The organism is Intestinibacillus sp. Marseille-P6563 (assembly GCF_900604335.1).
GTDB lineage: Bacteria > Bacillota > Clostridia > Oscillospirales > Butyricicoccaceae > Butyricicoccus_B.
Map to the genome: position 1 here is coordinate 895,374 of NZ_UWOD01000001.1, position 14,814 is coordinate 910,187.

Below are 14,814 nucleotides of genomic sequence, written 5' to 3' on the forward strand. Positions count from 1 at the left end.
GTAGTCGCTCTTGCAGCCGTGTGCGGCACGGCAGCGGCGGAGAGGGAAAACCCTGCCGCAAAGGTTGTTCTGTGTATAGAATATCATATCCTTGCTCTTTTTTTCAAGCTATCCCACTATTTTTATATCACTTTGTCTAGTTTCTCGAATTTGCAATTGACATTTTCACAATTTTTTGTCTAATATTTAGGTCGTTTTACACAAAATACAAATTTCGGTTTTCTTCAATTCTTGCTGACCGGGCCGCGCGGCAAAAACACCGATACCGCCGTGCCTTTGCCCGGCTGGCTCTGAATGCGCAGATAGCCGCCCTGCATGGACACGATCTGCCGCGCCAGATACAGCCCCAGTCCGACGCCCTGCCCCCCGGCCGCTGCCGGGGCGCGGTAAAACCGCTCAAACACCTGCGCCCGCTCGTTTTCACTCAGCCCCACGCCGGTATCGGTCACCGTGATGCGGCAAAACAGCGAAAACGGCTGGGCGGTGATCGAAATGCTCCCGCCCGACCCGGTGTATTTGACCGCGTTGTCGAGCAGATTGCCGATGGCCTCGGCCGTCCATTTGGGGTCAAAGCAGGCGTCAAAATCCGGCCCGGCCTGCAAGGTCAGCTCCAGCCCCTTGGCCTGCGCCGCCGGACGCCAAGCAGCCGCTAGTTCGTCCAGCATCGGGCGCACCGGGCCCATCTTGGGGATAACCTGTACGATGCCGCTTTCCAGCCGGGAGGTCTTGACCAGCGCGTCGACCAGAAAGCGCAGCTTTTCCCCCTGCCGCCCGATCTCCTGCGTCAGTTCCCGGCAGTCGTCGGTCAGCGGTTTTTCGCCCAATAACTCGGTATACAGCAGGATGTTGGCCAGCGGGGTCTTGGTCTGGTGGGAGATGTCAGACACCAGCCGCTTGATCTTGTTCTGTTCCTCGTCCAGTCTGCGGCGGGACAGCGCGCCCGTCGTGAGCACCCGCGCCAGAGCGGCTTCCAGCTTGGACAGACGGCTCTCATCCCAGGTGCTTTCCCGCCAGGTTCCGTCGGCCGCGCGGCGCACCATGATTTCCAGCCGCCGCAACACATACAGACCACGTCCCCAGAGCGCCAGCCCAAGCAGCAGCACCAACCCGGCGGCGGCCAGATAGATTTTAGCCTCCATCGCGGTCACCCCACCGGTATCCTACGCCGTAGACCGTATGAATATACCCCTCGCCCAGCTTTTTGCGCAGGCGGCGCACGGTGACCGACAGGGCATTTTCGTCCACATATTCCATGCCATCGGTCCAGACGCGGTCAATGAGCGTTTCCCGCCGGACCGTGCGTCCGCGCTCGCACACCAGCGCGCGCAGCAGCCGCTGCTCAGGAGCCGACAGGGTGATCGGCTGCCCGTCTTTGGAAAAAGCGGCGTGGGCAAAATCCAGCCGGAACCCATCGAGGACCAGCACCTCCTCCCCGCCCGCGCGGCGCAGCATGGCGTCCACCCGAGCGCGCAGCACTCCCACCCGGAAGGGCTTGACGATATAATCGTCCCCGCCGGCACGGAACCCGGCGACTTCGTCGGCCTCGGTGTCGTTGGCGGTCAAAAAAATGACTGGCGCACGGCTGAACAGCCGGATTTCCCGACACAGCTCCAGCCCATTCCCATCGGGCAGGCCGACGTCCAAAATCACCAGATCGACCGGCTTTTCCAGCGCCTTGCGGGCCTGCTGCGCCGAAGCGCACACGGTCACTTCCCGACCCTCGCCCGCCAGCGCGAGCGCCACGCCCCGCGCCAGCGGCAGATCGTCCTCGACAAGCAAGAAATGCGGCATTCACTTTCCCTTCTTTCCATCTGAAAAAAGGGCTGCCCGGTTTGGGGCAGCCCTCGGGTCGTTAGGTTGAGGATACCATACTTTGTTCCGGCAATCAATCGGTCGTGCGAATGCGCTCGACGATGCTCTCCCCGGCCATGGAGCGGTACAGCGCCAGCGGGATGAGCAAGCCCAGGGCCACAAAGAGGGGCAGCACCAGCACGATCGGCAAAATGGTGAACCGGTACGAGAAGAACCAGAAAATCTGATTGCAGCCGTTCCCGATGGGCGGTCCAAACACCACGCTGAGCAGCAAACTCAGGCCGAGCGCGAGCAGCGCGTAATACAGCCCTTCGAGCATGAGCATGCGTTTGAGCTGCCGCCCGGTCATGCCGATGGCTTGCAAGACGGCGAATTCGTGTTTGCGGGTGAGGATGCCGGTGAGCACGGCGTTTAGGAAGTTGAGCACGCCGATGAGCCCGATGATGGCGCTCAGCGCGCCGCCCAGGGTCAGGAACATGGAGCGGAAGCCCTCAAACTCGGCCTGATAGGTCGCCTTGCTCTCGTAATCAAACAGCGGCTGCACATGCTCCGTGTAGTCGGCCAGAAAGGCTTCCATGGCATCGGTTGCCGTGTCCTCGGTGTCAAACACATAGGTCATGACCGAGTTGGTGCCGGTGTCCTGCATGAACTGCTGGGCGCCCAGGACAAACTGGTCGACGCCATAGTAGCGGTAGTCGAGCGAACTGGGAATCACGACAGCCGCTGCCACCGTGTATTCCTTATCGCGATAGGTCTTGGCGCGTGAGCCGATGGCCCGCTCGCCGGCAAAGGCCGCGTCCACCTCGTCTGCCGGGATGATCTCGCCTGTGTCCTGGTAGTAGTATTCCAATTCTTCGACATAGCGCAGGTGCACGGTGTCGCCCACCTTGGCCCAATGGGATTGCTTCTCCGGTTCGCCGTAATCGTCGGTGGTGTAAACGGCTGCGACCGCGTTGGCGTTCGGGTCGGTCAAGGCAGACAGATCACCCTCCAGCACGGTCAATCTGGACAGCGGAAAATCCTCCATGCCGTACAGACTGACCCGGTCGGCCAGCAGACCGGTCGCATCCCGCTCCCGGTCTGCGACCATCTGGTCGAGTGTTTCTTCGGTGTTCCATTGGCCCCAGTTTTGACGGTACCAGTCCTCGGTAACGAATTCCTGCACGTTAGTCACCTGCCCATAGATGCGGCCGGAATCGGTGATGCCGCCCTGGGCATTGATCTCCTCGATGATGTTGTCGGGCACGGCTTCGTCGGTCGAGGAAAAGCCCGCGCCGGTCTGGAAATAGGACGCGTCGCCGACAACAAAATCCACCGCCGATTTGTCGGCCAGATATTTGTCCATATCAAAGCCAGTGGCAAACGTGTAGGTCATTTGCAGCAGCACCACCGCCAGCGCAAGCGACAGCACGGTCACATTGGTCTTGCCGCGGCTGCGGCCAAGGTTGGCCCAGGCCATACGCGGCAGGCTGGCCCCGCCCCGCTTGCCGGTGTGGCGCGCCCGCTTTTTAGAAACGTTCGCATCAGTATACCGCACCGCTTCCACCGGCGAGACCCTGGCCGCCATTTTGCCGGGCTTGCGGCAGGAAATCCGCACGGTGATGAGCGAAAAGAGGGCCGCCCCAACAAAAATCAGCGGGTTGAACGAAACAAACGTGTCGGTGTAAGACGTGCGCTCCATGATGACCGGTGTGAGCCGCACGCCGACCAAAAAGCCGACGACCCACCCGAGCGGGATGCCGAAGATCGACAAAATATAGGCTTGCCGCCGAATCATGCGACGAATCTGCTTGCCTGTCGTGCCGATGGTCTTTAAAAGGCCATAAAACCGGATGTCGCTCGTCACCGAGATCTGGAACACATTATAGATGATGAGGTAGCCGGTGAACATGATGAGCAGCAGCATGGCAACGATTGCAAAGACACTCATCGGGTCAATGGTGGAATCAATCTGCGCGGCGGTATACCCCCAGTTGACGCCAATGGCGATGTAGGCATCCCCCGTCGGGTCGTCGCATTGGTAGCCGTGATTTGCCAGCACCTGCTCGGCCTTTTCGCGGATGCCGAAGGCGCTGTCGAACATCACATCCAGATGCCATTTTCCGGTCTGACTTTGGGGCGCGCCCGTGGACAGCGCGCACAGGTCCTCGGCCGCCGAACGGGGCAGGAGCGCATTGGACGCTACGATCGCGCTGTCATACTCCCACCAGCCGGAAAGGGTGAAGGTGCGCTCAACATATTGCGCATCCTGCGTATTGTCGTCGATGCCGACCGGGATGGCAAACTTAGCGCCCACCTTGGGTTCAACCCCGAGCAGGGCAAGTACGCGGGTGTCGGTCGCGGCCTCGTCCGTGCCTTCGCGGGGCAGGCGGCCTTCCGTCGGTTCGATGAAATAATGTTTGGCCATGCTTTCGCCCATGTAGCTGATCTCCACATGGCTTTTGTTAAAGGGCGGCTCGTCGCCTGTCATGCCAACGAACAGACGCGCGCCCGATTCCTTGATCAACGGGTCGTCCTGGAGTTCGAGCACCTGTTCTTCGGTCAGATTCTTAAAGGTGGCATGCATATCCCCGCCCGCCTGACGGAAGTTCTGTTGCTGAAAGGAATGGTTGATCGACGCCCCGATGGTGAACAACGAGGTAAACAGCACGGTCGTCAGCGCGATGGCGATGACTGCAATGATGTTGCGGGTCTTTGCCGCTTTCAGGCTGCGGTCGGACAGCCGCCGGATACATTTTTTGTTTGCGACCTTGAGCATTCCGGCGCACCCCCTTACCGGCTGACGATGCGGCCGTCTTCAATGCGGACGATGCGGCTGGCCAGCTGGGCGATCTCCTCGTTGTGGGTAATCATCACAATGGTCTGGCCGAATTTTTCGCCGGTCACTCGCAGCAGGGACAAAACGTCCTGACTGGTCGCGCTGTCCAGATTGCCGGTCGGCTCGTCGGCCAGCACGATGGCCGGTTTGGTGGCAAGCGCGCGGGCAATGGCCACGCGCTGCTGCTGGCCGCCCGAAAGCTGGCTGGGCAGATTGTCCAACTTGCTTTCCAGCCCGAGCGTCTGCACGATCTGCTGCACATAGGTCTGATCGATCGGATTGCCGTCTAATTCGATGGGCAGCACGATGTTTTCGTACACGCTCAGCACGGGGACCAGATTGTACGCCTGAAACACAAAGCCGATCTTCCGCCGCCGGAAGATGGTCAGTTCGTCCTCTTTGAGCGCAAAAATGTCGTTGCCATCCACAAACACCTTGCCGCTCGTCGGGCGGTCCAGACCACCCAGCATGTGCAAAAGCGTCGACTTGCCCGAGCCGGACGTACCCACGATGGAAACAAATTCACCTTCTTCCACCGAGAGCGTCACACCATCAAGCGCGCGCACTTCGGTATCGCCCGCCCCATAATATTTTCGCAGGTCTTCGGTTTGTAAAATCTGCATGTTGTCGCCTCCCCTTGGTTTCTGAGTTTAGCATACCAGGCAATTCTTACGCAATTCTTTCCGGCGAAATGTTTTTTGCCGCAGGGAGGCAAAAAAATCCCCGCTGCCTTTTTCGGGCAGCGGGGTTCGTTCTAAAAATACGTGTAGTTGCAGGGTTTGACATCCCAGCCGATGGCCCGCTGGATGTCTCTTAGATACGCCGGGTCGCTCAAACGGATGCGCCCCAGGCGCACAAAATCGGCCAGCGGAATGGCCCCAATGACCAGGGAAGAAAAGTCCGAAATATCCGCCCACAAGGTCACGTCAGCCGTGCCTTCGGGCATCAGCTGGACGCTTTCCCCTTCGATGCGCAGCCAGAAGGTGCGGTTGTTTTGGTCCAGAAAGCTGTCGGTCAGTGCCAGCGCCAGCGTAAACGGCCGGGACACCGGCGCGCAGGCATGCGTCTGCACGGCAAAATAACCGGCCACATCGAACAAGCGGATCATGTTCCCCATCGTGCGGCGGCCAATCTCGTGGATGCAGCCGTCATGCGCACGGTTTTCCCCGCTGTCCGGGTTGCGGAACATGGTGTGTAGATACGGGTCGGGCGAATAGATGCGCACCCGGTCGATCTGGTCGACCTGGGAGGCGAAAAACGTCAAAAACTGCTGCAAGGTATCCAAATCGTCGTAGATCATCTCCCGCACGCACAAATCGTGGTACATGTCGGTGTAGTGATCGACCTCGACGAATTCAAACGTCAGGTAGCCGGTGATGCGGCCCTGCCGGCGGCACAGCACGACATAGGGCATGTCGAAAATGCGGTGCGGGTCCATGTAGGGATGGAGGGTCGCGCCGTTGGTGCGCTGTGCATACGCCCGATAATAGGCGAGCACTTCCTCGCGGTCGCCCTCTTCAGCATAGCACAGGCCTTCCTTGTGGCCAAAAGACCGGATTTCCGACGCTTTGGGCATGTAGAAATAGGCTTCCATGCAGTGTCCATAGCCCATCTTGCGGTAAAACGCCGGGTTGAATGGATGCAGGCAGCCCACCGTGGTGCCCAGCTTGGTGTAATACCCCATCAGCACCCGCAGCATGTTGCGGGCAATGTGTTCTTTTTTGTGCAGAAAGTTGGTGGAAACATAGGCGGCGGCGCCCATAGGCATCATCACGCCTCTGACATTGAGGGTGAAATCCATCATGAGGATGGACCCGATGAGTGTTCCATTGTCGTCGAAACAGCCGAGGTATCGTCCCTCGTCCGGTTGATACAGCTCGCTTTCCATGTTCTGAAGAAGGGAGACCGGTGTTTTGGAAGGGAACGCGGTCAGCACGTTCCGCTGCAGTTGCCGGACTTCTTCGGGAAGAACGAATCTGATATCCATTTTTTCACTCCTTTGCTGAAGATGGACAGGCCGGCTGGAACAGCCTGTCCGCGCACCAGCTTATGATTCATTATGGCAGTTTTACCGAAAAAGTCAAGGGCCACCCGCTGGATACTTGTAAAAAAACGCCGAAAAAAATGTAAATTCCCCCTTGACGCTAGGGAATAAATGGAGTATGATGAATGCAGTGGTTCGGCAATCTGCGACGTAGTGGGCAGCCGGAACATATCGTATTTGGATAGGTGCGATGTAGCGTCTTGATTCCTGCAATAGCGAGGTTCAAGGCGCTTTTGCGTTTCTTTGAGCCTCGGCCAAGGTCATTTTTGAGGGAGGGATGCATTTTGGATCGGTTTGATCTCCACACAAAAATCCTGATCGGCGGCGATGCCCTGGGCCAGATGCTCAGGCAGATGAAGCGCATCTTTATCGTGACCGACAAATTCATGCACGAAAGCGGCCGGGTGTCCTACCTGACCGACCAAATCACGACCCCGGGGGCCGAATACCGGATCTTTTCCGACGTGACTCCGGACCCGGACATCGACTTGGTCACTGCGGGCGTGTCCCACATTCTGGACTTTAAGCCCGATGCAGTGATCGCACTGGGCGGCGGTTCCCCGATCGATGCAGCCAAGGCCATCGTCTATTTCGCCGCACAGCAGTTCGACCTGCGCGATTGCCCCTTTATCGCCATCCCGACCACGAGCGGTACGGGCAGCGAAGTGAGCAAATTCGCGGTCATCACCGACCGCGCGCGCGGCATCAAATACCCACTCATTGCAGACAGCCTGCTCCCCGATTACGCGGTGTTGGACGCAGAGCTCACACGCAGCGTGCCGCCCGGCGTGACCGCCGACACCGGCATCGACGTGCTCACCCACGCCATCGAAGCCTATGTCTGCACCGAAGCCAACACCTTTACCGACGCGCTGGCCGAAAAAGCGGTCAAGCTGGTGGACAAGTATCTGCTCACCGCCTACCGTGAACCGGACAACCTGGAAGCACGGCAGGCGATGCACAACGCCTCCTGCCTGGCTGGCGCCGCGTTTTCCAACGCCGGACTCGGCCTGTGCCACAGCATGGCGCACGCATTGGGCGCGCAGGCGCACATCGCCCACGGACGAGCGAACGCCATCCTGCTGCCCTATGTTATGAGCTTCAACGCCGGCTGTGAAACCACGCTCACCCCGACCGCGGGACGTTATGCCGAACTGGCCGCCCTGATCGGTATGGGGGCCAGCAGCACCCGCCAGAGCGCGCTCAACCTCATCCACATGGTGCGCCGGTTGGAAACCCAGATGAAAATGCCGCTGAGCATCAAGGACGCCGGCATCAGTGCCGCGGACTTTGACGCCATGCTGGATACCCTGGCCGATGCGGCGCTGGCAGACCGCTGCATGGCGACCACGCCCATCCCCTGCTCGCGGGAGGACATTGTGTCCCTGTACCGGCAGGCCTACGCCAAAAACAGCCGCAGAAGCCTGCAATAACTCGGAAACGGAGGGATGGCAATGATTGAACTCGACGAAAAGGCCCGCATCATACAGGAATTTGTGCCCGGCAAACAGGTCACTCTGGCGCACGTCATCGCCAGCCCGGTCGAACAGCTCTATGCCAAACTGGGCCTGCTGGACGCCGAAGGCGCGATCGGTATTTTCACCATCACGCCCAGCGAAGCGGCCATGATCGCCGCCGATGTCGCCAGCAAGGCGGCTGATGTTTCCATCGGATTTGTCGACCGGTTCAACGGTTCGCTGGTCATCACCGGCGATGTGGCAGCCGTGGAAGCGTCCCTGCACGACGTCATGGCTGTCCTGTGCGACAAAATGGGCTTTGCCGCGGCACCGATTACGAAAACTTAACGCTATGGATAAAAAACGAATCATTCTGATCGGCCGGTCGGCCGCAGGGAAAACCACCCTGTGTCAGTTCCTCAACCATGAGGCGCTGCGCTACCACAAAACGCAGACCGTGCAGATCGTCAACCATACCATGATCGACACCCCGGGCGAATACTTAGAACGCCGCCATATGCGCGGAGCGCTCCAAGTGTCGGCAGCGGATGCGGACCTCATCGTTCTGGTGCAGGACGCAACCGAAAACGGGACCATGTTCCCGCCCGCCTACACCAGCATCTTCGCCAAGCCGGCCATCGGGGTGGTGACCAAAAGCGACCTGGCCTCTCCGGACCAGATCGACCGTGCAAAGAAGTACTTGGAAATTGCAGGGGCACGCCAAATCTTCATTACCAGCAGCGTTCAGGGCACCGGTTTTGAACCCCTGACCGCGCTGCTCGAAGGCAACTGACACCGGGCGTACCCGCCTCCAAATTAGGAGATGACATCATGGCAACCGCTTCCCTACGCGTGGTGATCGCCGATGACGAACCGATCACGCGCATGGATTTAAAGGAATTACTCGAAGAAAAGGGCTACCAGGTCATCGGTGAAGCTACCGACGGCTTTGATGCCATTGAAATCTGCAAGGGCCTGAGGCCCGACCTGGTGCTTATGGATATCAAAATGCCGCTGCTCGACGGCCTGTCGGCGGCGCGCATCATGAACGAAGAACAATTCGGTGCAGCCATCGTACTGCTCACCGCATACAGCGAGCGGGAATTCATCGATACCGCCAAAGAGATCGGCGTGAGCGGTTATCTGGTCAAGCCGATCGACGAAAAATCCATCATTCCCAGCATTGAACTGGCGGTGGCACGCAGCAACGAGATTCGCAAGCTGCAAAAAAACATCGCCAAAGTGGAAGAGCGTCTGGAAAGCCGCAGCATCATCGAAAAGGCCAAGGGACAAATCATGTCCCGCAACGGCCTGTGCGAGGAAGAGGCCTATGCCTTTATCCGCAAGCTGAGCCAGACCAAAAACATGTCCATGCGCCGCGTGGCTGAGATCATTTTGCAGGCGAGAGGTTGACCCATGGACCAGATCGCAGCATTATGTAAACAATACACCAACCTGACCGATGAAGAGATCGCCATCATCCAGGGCATGGCCGTGGTTTTGCAGCCGCTGGCCAATCTGGAAGATGCCGACATCTTTGTCGACTGCCCCACCCCGGACGGCGATGCCATCGTGGTCGCCGAAGCCAAACCCGACGGCGTGCCTTCTTCCTACAAAAAGACGGTCGTTGGCCTGCTGGCCAAGCCGGAAAACGAACCGGCGGTCGCCCGCACCTTTATGCTGGGCGTAGCCACCAAGCAGATGAAGGCCGTCACCCAGGAAAGCACCCACGTCATCCAGTCGGTCGAACCGATCAAAAACGGCAACCGGGTCATTGGGGTGCTCATCCGCGAAAAGCGGGACGAGCAACGCGCCGTGCGCGAAAAATTGCACCTATCTGAGGAAAGTTTTCAATACATGGCCAACATGATTACCCATCTATCCGATGAAACCAGTTGGCTGCCCGAGTGCATCGACGAAGCGCTTCTCATTGTCAGCGATGAGGGCATCGTCACCTTCCGAAACTCGCTGGCCAAGGAGCTTTACACCAAACTCGGCTATGTCGAGGATGTGTTAGGGCAAAAATATGAAAACTTCCGGCTGGTCGACCAGTCGCAGGATATGGACCCGGACGACGGCTATACAGCGGTCGAAGTGATGGTGGGACAGTATTCCCTAGCCATCAAGCGCATCCAAATCCAGGCAGGCGACATCGCTTTTGCGGTCATCCTGCGCGACATCACCTTCCAGCGCGAACAAGCCAAACAGCTCATTTTAAAATCGGTGGCCATCAAAGAGATGCACCACCGAGTGAAGAATAATTTGCAGACCATCGCCAGCCTGCTGCGTTTGCAGATCCGGCGGACCGACAATGCGTCCACCAAACAGGTCCTGTGCGAGAGCATGAACCGTATTTTGTCGATCGCGGCCACCCACGAATTGCTCGCCCAGTGCGGCATCGACCAGGTCATGATCGGCGAAGTCATCGTCAACATCAAAAACAACGCGGTGCGCTATTTTGCGCCCCAGTATTTCGACCTGAATATCTCGCTCGAGGGCGATAATTTCAAGGTCGATTCGGAAATTGCCACCTCGATTGCCCTTGTCATCAACGAACTGTTGCAAAACTCGCTCAAATATGCGTTTACCGACCGCAAAAAGGGGTCGATTCGCATCATCGTGACGCAAGGGGAACTCTATTCCCGCATTCAGGTCATCGACGATGGGTGCGGCTTCATGGTCGGCGCAGCCGACAACGACCGGCTGGGACTGAGCATTGTGCAGTCGCTGGTCAAAGACAAGCTGCGCGGCAAACTGACCATTGAGTCGGGCAGCACAGGCACCTGTGTCGCCTTTGATTTTAAAAATGAAATGATGGACCTGACCGGCGCGCCGTAGCGTCGGGCCAGTACACAAGCCGAACGATGCAGTCCGGATGCAGGGGGATTCCTGCGCCCGGGCTGCTTTTGTTTTTTTCCAAAGAGAGGTGGAACTATGCAGGAAATTGTCCAAAGCGTGGGCATCGACATCGGTACCTCGACGACCCAGCTGGTATTCAGCCGCCTAGTCATCGAAAACCTGGCAGGCAGCTATGCGGTGCCGCGGGTCTCCATTGTCGAAAAAGAAGTGGTCTACCGCAGCCCGATCTATTTCACTCCCCTGCTCTCGTCCACCGAGATCGATGCCGAAGGGGTCAAACGAATCGTCCGCGAGCAATATGCGGCCGCTGGGATGAAGCCCTCGGATTTGCAGACCGGCGCGGTCATCATCACCGGCGATACCGCCCGCAAGCAGAATGCCAATCAGGTGCTTGCCGCCCTGTCTGATATGGCGGGCGATTTCGTGGTCGCTACGGCGGGGCCAGATTTGGAAAGCGTGCTGTCCGCCCGCGGCGCCGGCACCGACCAAATCTCGGAAAACGAGCGCACGGTAGTGGCCAACATCGATGTCGGCGGCGGCACCTCCAACATCGCGCTTTTTGAAAAAGGAACCCTTCGCGGGGTGAGCTGCCTGGACATCGGCGGCCGCCTCATTAAGATACAGGACGGGAAAATCACCTGGATTTTCCCCAAATTGCAGGACTTTGCCCGCAAACGGGGCATCGCGCTCGCCCCCGGCGACCGCGCCGACCCGGATACCTTGTTCCGTGTGTGCGAGCACATGGCCGACCAGCTGGCGCAAGCCCTGTTCCTCAAGCCGCAGGATGCCGAGCATCCGGGGCTGTATACCAACGGTGGTACGTCCATCCCGCCCCAGCCCGCCGTGCGCGGCGTGACCTTTTCGGGCGGTGTGGCGGACTATATTTATCAGCCGGCAACCGAAGACGTATTCCGTTACGGCGATATCGGCGTATTGCTCGGACGGGCGATCCGCCAGCATCCGGCGTTTGGGCAGGTCGTACTGTACCAGGCTGCCGAAACCATCCGGGCCACGGTGGTCGGTGCGGGAACGCACACGACCGAAGTGAGCGGCAGCACCATCACCTATGCCAGGGAAAAACTGCCGATCAAGAACGTGCCCATTTTGAAGGTAGCTGAGGAGGACGAAGCGATGCTGGAAACGCTTTCGGACTCCATCCGAACCCAAATCCCACTGTACCGGCCAGAAGGGCGGCCCGAGCAGATTGCCATTGCATTCTCCGGCCGCGGACGCACCAGCTTCGCGGAAATCCAGGCCCTGGCCGATGCGGTGATCTCAGGCGCAAAGGAGGCGATTGAATCCCCATATCCCTTGATTTTGGTGGTGGAAAACGATATCGGCAAGGTGCTGGGCAATGCACTCAACGTCAAACTCGGCCGCGAGAAAGACGTCATCTGCATCGACAGCATCCGCACCCTGAGCGGTGACTACATCGATATCGGCGAACCGCTGGCGGGTGGCCATGTGGTGCCCGTCGTAATCAAGACCCTGATCTTCAATTCTTAAAAAACATGAACGAGAGGTGAGTGAATGTGATACTGAAAACAAAGCTTTTTGGCCACACATATGAATTTAAGTCGCTCCGGGAAGTCATGGCAAAGGCCAACGAGGAAAAGTCGGGCGACAAGCTGGCCGGCATTGCTGCGGAAGACGCGCAGGAGCGTGTCGCCGCCAAAGTAGTCCTCTCCCACATTACCTTAAACGAACTGCGCAACAATCCGGCGGTACCGTATGAGCAGGACGAAGTGACCCGCATCATCCAGGATGCCGTCAATGAGACCATCTTCAATCAGTTCAAAAACATGACGGTCGCCGAGTTCCGCGAATGGCTGCTCGACGAAACCACCGACGGCGCGATGATCCGCCGCGCCTCCCGCGGTCTGACCAGTGAGATCGTTGCCGCGGTCTGCAAGCTGATGAGCAACCTCGACCTCATCTATGCGGCCAAGAAGATGCGCGTATCGGCTCACTGTAATACGACCATTGGTCTGCCGGGCACCTTCTCCTCCCGCTTGCAGCCAAACCACACCACCGATGACCCCAAGGGCATCATGGCGTCGGTGATGGAGGGTCTGTCCCTTGGCTGCGGCGACGCGGTCATTGGTCTCAACCCGGTCGATGACTCGGTCGAAAGCGTAGCACGCATCCTCAAGAGTTTTGACGAATTTAAAAATAAATGGGAAGTGCCGACGCAGATCTGCGTTCTGGCGCACGTGACCACCCAGACCGAGGCAGCTGACAAGTTCGGCGCCCCGATCGATCTGATGTTCCAGTCCATCGCCGGTTCCCAGAAGGGCAACGAGGCCTTTGGCCTGACCGCCACCATGCTGGACGAAGGCCGCGACATGATGCTGCACAAAGGCACCTCGACTGGCCCGAACGTTATGTACTTTGAAACCGGCCAAGGCTCCGAACTTTCTTCGGAAGCACACAATGGCTGGGACCAGGTGACCATGGAAGCGCGCTGCTACGGCTTTGCCAAGCGCTATCAGCCCTTCCTCGTCAACACGGTTGTCGGCTTCATCGGTCCGGAATACCTGTATGATTCCAAGCAGGTCATCCGTGCCGGTCTGGAAGACCACTTCATGGGTAAGCTGACCGGTGTACCTATGGGCTGCGACGCCTGCTACACCAACCACATGAAGGCCGACCAGAACGACATCGAAAACCTGGCCACCCTGCTGGTTGCGGCGGGCTGCAACTACATCATGGGCGTCCCCGAGGGCGACGACTGCATGCTGATGTATCAGTGCACCGGCTACCACGAAGCAGCTGCCCTGCGTGAGGTCTTTGGCCTGCGCCCGATCAAGGAATTCGACCAGTGGCTGGAGAAGATGGGCTTCTCCGAAAACGGCAAGCTGACCCCCAAGGCGGGCGACGCTTCGGTCTTTATGGCAAAGTAAGAGGAGGTGTGCACTGAATGGATCAGAAGGATTTAAAAGCCATCATCGAGCAGGTGCTTTCTGAAATGAACATTTCGGGCGGTGCGGCCGCCTCGACGGTCCAGGCCGAACCCATCTGCTGTGAACATACCACAGTCGAAGACGGATGTATCCCGGACGTTACCGAAGTGGACATCCGAACCCAGTATCTCGTAAAAAATCCCGCTCATGGCGAGGAATATGCCGAACTCAAGGCGCATGCTCCCTGCCGTCTGGGCATCGGCAAGGCCGGCGCACGGTACAAAACCGACCCGCAGCTGCAATTCCGCGCCGCACACTCGGCGGCACAGGATGCAGTCTTTAACGACGTCGACCACGATTTCGTTGAAAATAAAATGGGCCTGTTCATCGTGCAGACCCAGTGCGACAGCAAGGACGTCTATCTGACCCGACCCGACCTGGGCCGTAAGCTCAGTGAGGAAGCCCGCAAGACCATCCTGGAGAAATGCAAGAAGAGCCCGCGCGTCCAGATCTATGTGGCAGACGGTCTGTCCTCGGCAGCCGTGGCGGCAAACATCGCCGACCTGCTGCCCGCAATCCTGCAGGGCCTGCAAAGCTACCACATCGACGCCGGCACACCGTTCTTTGTCAAGTATGGCCGCGTTGGTGTCATGGACGAGATCTCCGAACTGCTGGACGCCGAGGTCACCTGCACCCTGATCGGTGAACGCCCGGGCCTCATCACCGCCGAATCCATGTCGGCTTACATCGCCTACCGCGCAACCGTGGGCATGCCCGAAGCGCGCCGCACGGTGGTTTCCAACATCCACCGCAACGGTACCATTCCTGCCGAGGCAGGCGCCCATATTGCGGAGATCATCAAAATCATGCTGGACAAGAAGGCCAGCGGTACTGATCTGAAACTGTAACAGGGAGGAAACA

Annotated in this window: 13 protein-coding genes; 8 read left to right on the top strand and 5 right to left on the bottom strand. The window is 58.6% G+C overall.

What is annotated here, in order from left to right; translation table 11 throughout:
• Positions 1-224 precede the first annotated feature (224 nt).
• The 5 genes from EFB11_RS04695 to EFB11_RS04715 all read right to left on the bottom strand — a co-directional run bounded on the left by EFB11_RS04695 (position 225) and on the right by EFB11_RS04715 (position 6,617).
• Entirely contained in the window at positions 225-1,139 is a 915-nt protein-coding gene (locus EFB11_RS04695; protein WP_122789152.1) for a sensor histidine kinase, read from the bottom strand.
• Positions 1,129-1,791 carry a response regulator transcription factor gene (locus EFB11_RS04700; protein WP_122789153.1) on the bottom strand — a complete coding sequence of 221 codons (663 nt, stop codon included), beginning with the start codon at positions 1,789-1,791 and terminating at the stop codon, positions 1,129-1,131. Before EFB11_RS04700 ends, EFB11_RS04695 begins: the two co-directional genes overlap by 11 nt.
• 94 nt (positions 1,792-1,885) lie before the next feature.
• Entirely contained in the window at positions 1,886-4,570 is a 2,685-nt protein-coding gene (locus tag EFB11_RS04705; RefSeq protein ID WP_122789154.1) for an ABC transporter permease, read from the bottom strand.
• Between the two features lie 14 nt (positions 4,571-4,584).
• Positions 4,585-5,253 (bottom strand): ABC transporter ATP-binding protein, encoded by a 669-nt coding sequence (locus EFB11_RS04710; protein WP_122789155.1) that lies wholly within the window; start codon positions 5,251-5,253, stop codon positions 4,585-4,587.
• A 131-nt stretch (positions 5,254-5,384) separates the two neighbouring features.
• Positions 5,385-6,617 carry a GNAT family N-acetyltransferase gene (locus tag EFB11_RS04715; protein WP_122789156.1) on the bottom strand — a complete coding sequence of 411 codons (1,233 nt, stop codon included), beginning with the start codon at positions 6,615-6,617 and terminating at the stop codon, positions 5,385-5,387.
• Between the two features lie 341 nt (positions 6,618-6,958).
• Between EFB11_RS04715 and EFB11_RS04720 the strand changes: the two genes are divergently transcribed.
• From EFB11_RS04720 to eutC, 8 genes are all read left to right on the top strand, one after another.
• Positions 6,959-8,107 carry a 1-propanol dehydrogenase PduQ gene (locus EFB11_RS04720; RefSeq protein WP_164706605.1) on the top strand — a complete coding sequence of 383 codons (1,149 nt, stop codon included), beginning with the start codon at positions 6,959-6,961 and terminating at the stop codon, positions 8,105-8,107.
• Positions 8,108-8,128: 21 nt separating this feature from the next.
• Positions 8,129-8,479: an ethanolamine utilization microcompartment protein EutS gene (gene eutS / locus EFB11_RS04725; protein ID WP_122789157.1), complete on the top strand. Its 351-nt coding sequence runs from the start codon at positions 8,129-8,131 to the stop codon at positions 8,477-8,479.
• A gap of 4 nt (positions 8,480-8,483) precedes the next feature.
• Positions 8,484-8,924 (top strand): EutP/PduV family microcompartment system protein, encoded by a 441-nt coding sequence (locus EFB11_RS04730; protein WP_122789158.1) that lies wholly within the window; start codon positions 8,484-8,486, stop codon positions 8,922-8,924.
• A 38-nt stretch (positions 8,925-8,962) separates the two neighbouring features.
• The gene (locus EFB11_RS04735; RefSeq protein WP_122789159.1) at positions 8,963-9,544 is read left to right on the top strand and encodes an ANTAR domain-containing response regulator; all 582 of its coding nucleotides are present in this window, start codon (positions 8,963-8,965) and stop codon (positions 9,542-9,544) included.
• Positions 9,545-9,547: 3 nt separating this feature from the next.
• Positions 9,548-10,969 carry a sensor histidine kinase gene (locus EFB11_RS04740; RefSeq protein WP_122789160.1) on the top strand — a complete coding sequence of 474 codons (1,422 nt, stop codon included), beginning with the start codon at positions 9,548-9,550 and terminating at the stop codon, positions 10,967-10,969.
• 96 nt (positions 10,970-11,065) lie between these two features.
• Positions 11,066-12,496: an ethanolamine ammonia-lyase reactivating factor EutA gene (gene eutA, locus EFB11_RS04745; RefSeq protein ID WP_122789161.1), complete on the top strand. Its 1,431-nt coding sequence runs from the start codon at positions 11,066-11,068 to the stop codon at positions 12,494-12,496.
• Positions 12,497-12,522: 26 nt separating this feature from the next.
• On the top strand, positions 12,523-13,893 hold the full coding sequence (locus EFB11_RS04750) for an ethanolamine ammonia-lyase subunit EutB (protein ID WP_122789162.1): 1,371 nt from the start codon (positions 12,523-12,525) through the stop codon (positions 13,891-13,893).
• A 17-nt stretch (positions 13,894-13,910) separates the two neighbouring features.
• Positions 13,911-14,801 (top strand): ethanolamine ammonia-lyase subunit EutC, encoded by an 891-nt coding sequence (gene eutC / locus EFB11_RS04755; RefSeq protein WP_122789163.1) that lies wholly within the window; start codon positions 13,911-13,913, stop codon positions 14,799-14,801.
• Positions 14,802-14,814: the final 13 nt, after the last annotated feature.

Bases quoted from the DNA above. Each gene is read 5' to 3' on its own strand.
- EFB11_RS04695 (WP_122789152.1), bottom strand. From the start codon at position 1,139: ATGGAGGCTAAAATCTATCTGGCCGCCGCCGGGTTGGTGCTGCTGCTT.
- EFB11_RS04700 (WP_122789153.1), bottom strand. From the start codon at position 1,791: ATGCCGCATTTCTTGCTTGTCGAGGACGATCTGCCGCTGGCGCGGGGC.
- EFB11_RS04705 (WP_122789154.1), bottom strand. From the start codon at position 4,570: ATGCTCAAGGTCGCAAACAAAAAATGTATCCGGCGGCTGTCCGACCGC.
- EFB11_RS04710 (WP_122789155.1), bottom strand. From the start codon at position 5,253: ATGCAGATTTTACAAACCGAAGACCTGCGAAAATATTATGGGGCGGGC.
- EFB11_RS04715 (WP_122789156.1), bottom strand. From the start codon at position 6,617: ATGGATATCAGATTCGTTCTTCCCGAAGAAGTCCGGCAACTGCAGCGG.
- eutS (WP_122789157.1), top strand. From the start codon at position 8,129: ATGATTGAACTCGACGAAAAGGCCCGCATCATACAGGAATTTGTGCCC.
- EFB11_RS04730 (WP_122789158.1), top strand. From the start codon at position 8,484: ATGGATAAAAAACGAATCATTCTGATCGGCCGGTCGGCCGCAGGGAAA.
- EFB11_RS04735 (WP_122789159.1), top strand. From the start codon at position 8,963: ATGGCAACCGCTTCCCTACGCGTGGTGATCGCCGATGACGAACCGATC.
- EFB11_RS04740 (WP_122789160.1), top strand. From the start codon at position 9,548: ATGGACCAGATCGCAGCATTATGTAAACAATACACCAACCTGACCGAT.
- eutA (WP_122789161.1), top strand. From the start codon at position 11,066: ATGCAGGAAATTGTCCAAAGCGTGGGCATCGACATCGGTACCTCGACG.
- eutC (WP_122789163.1), top strand. From the start codon at position 13,911: ATGGATCAGAAGGATTTAAAAGCCATCATCGAGCAGGTGCTTTCTGAA.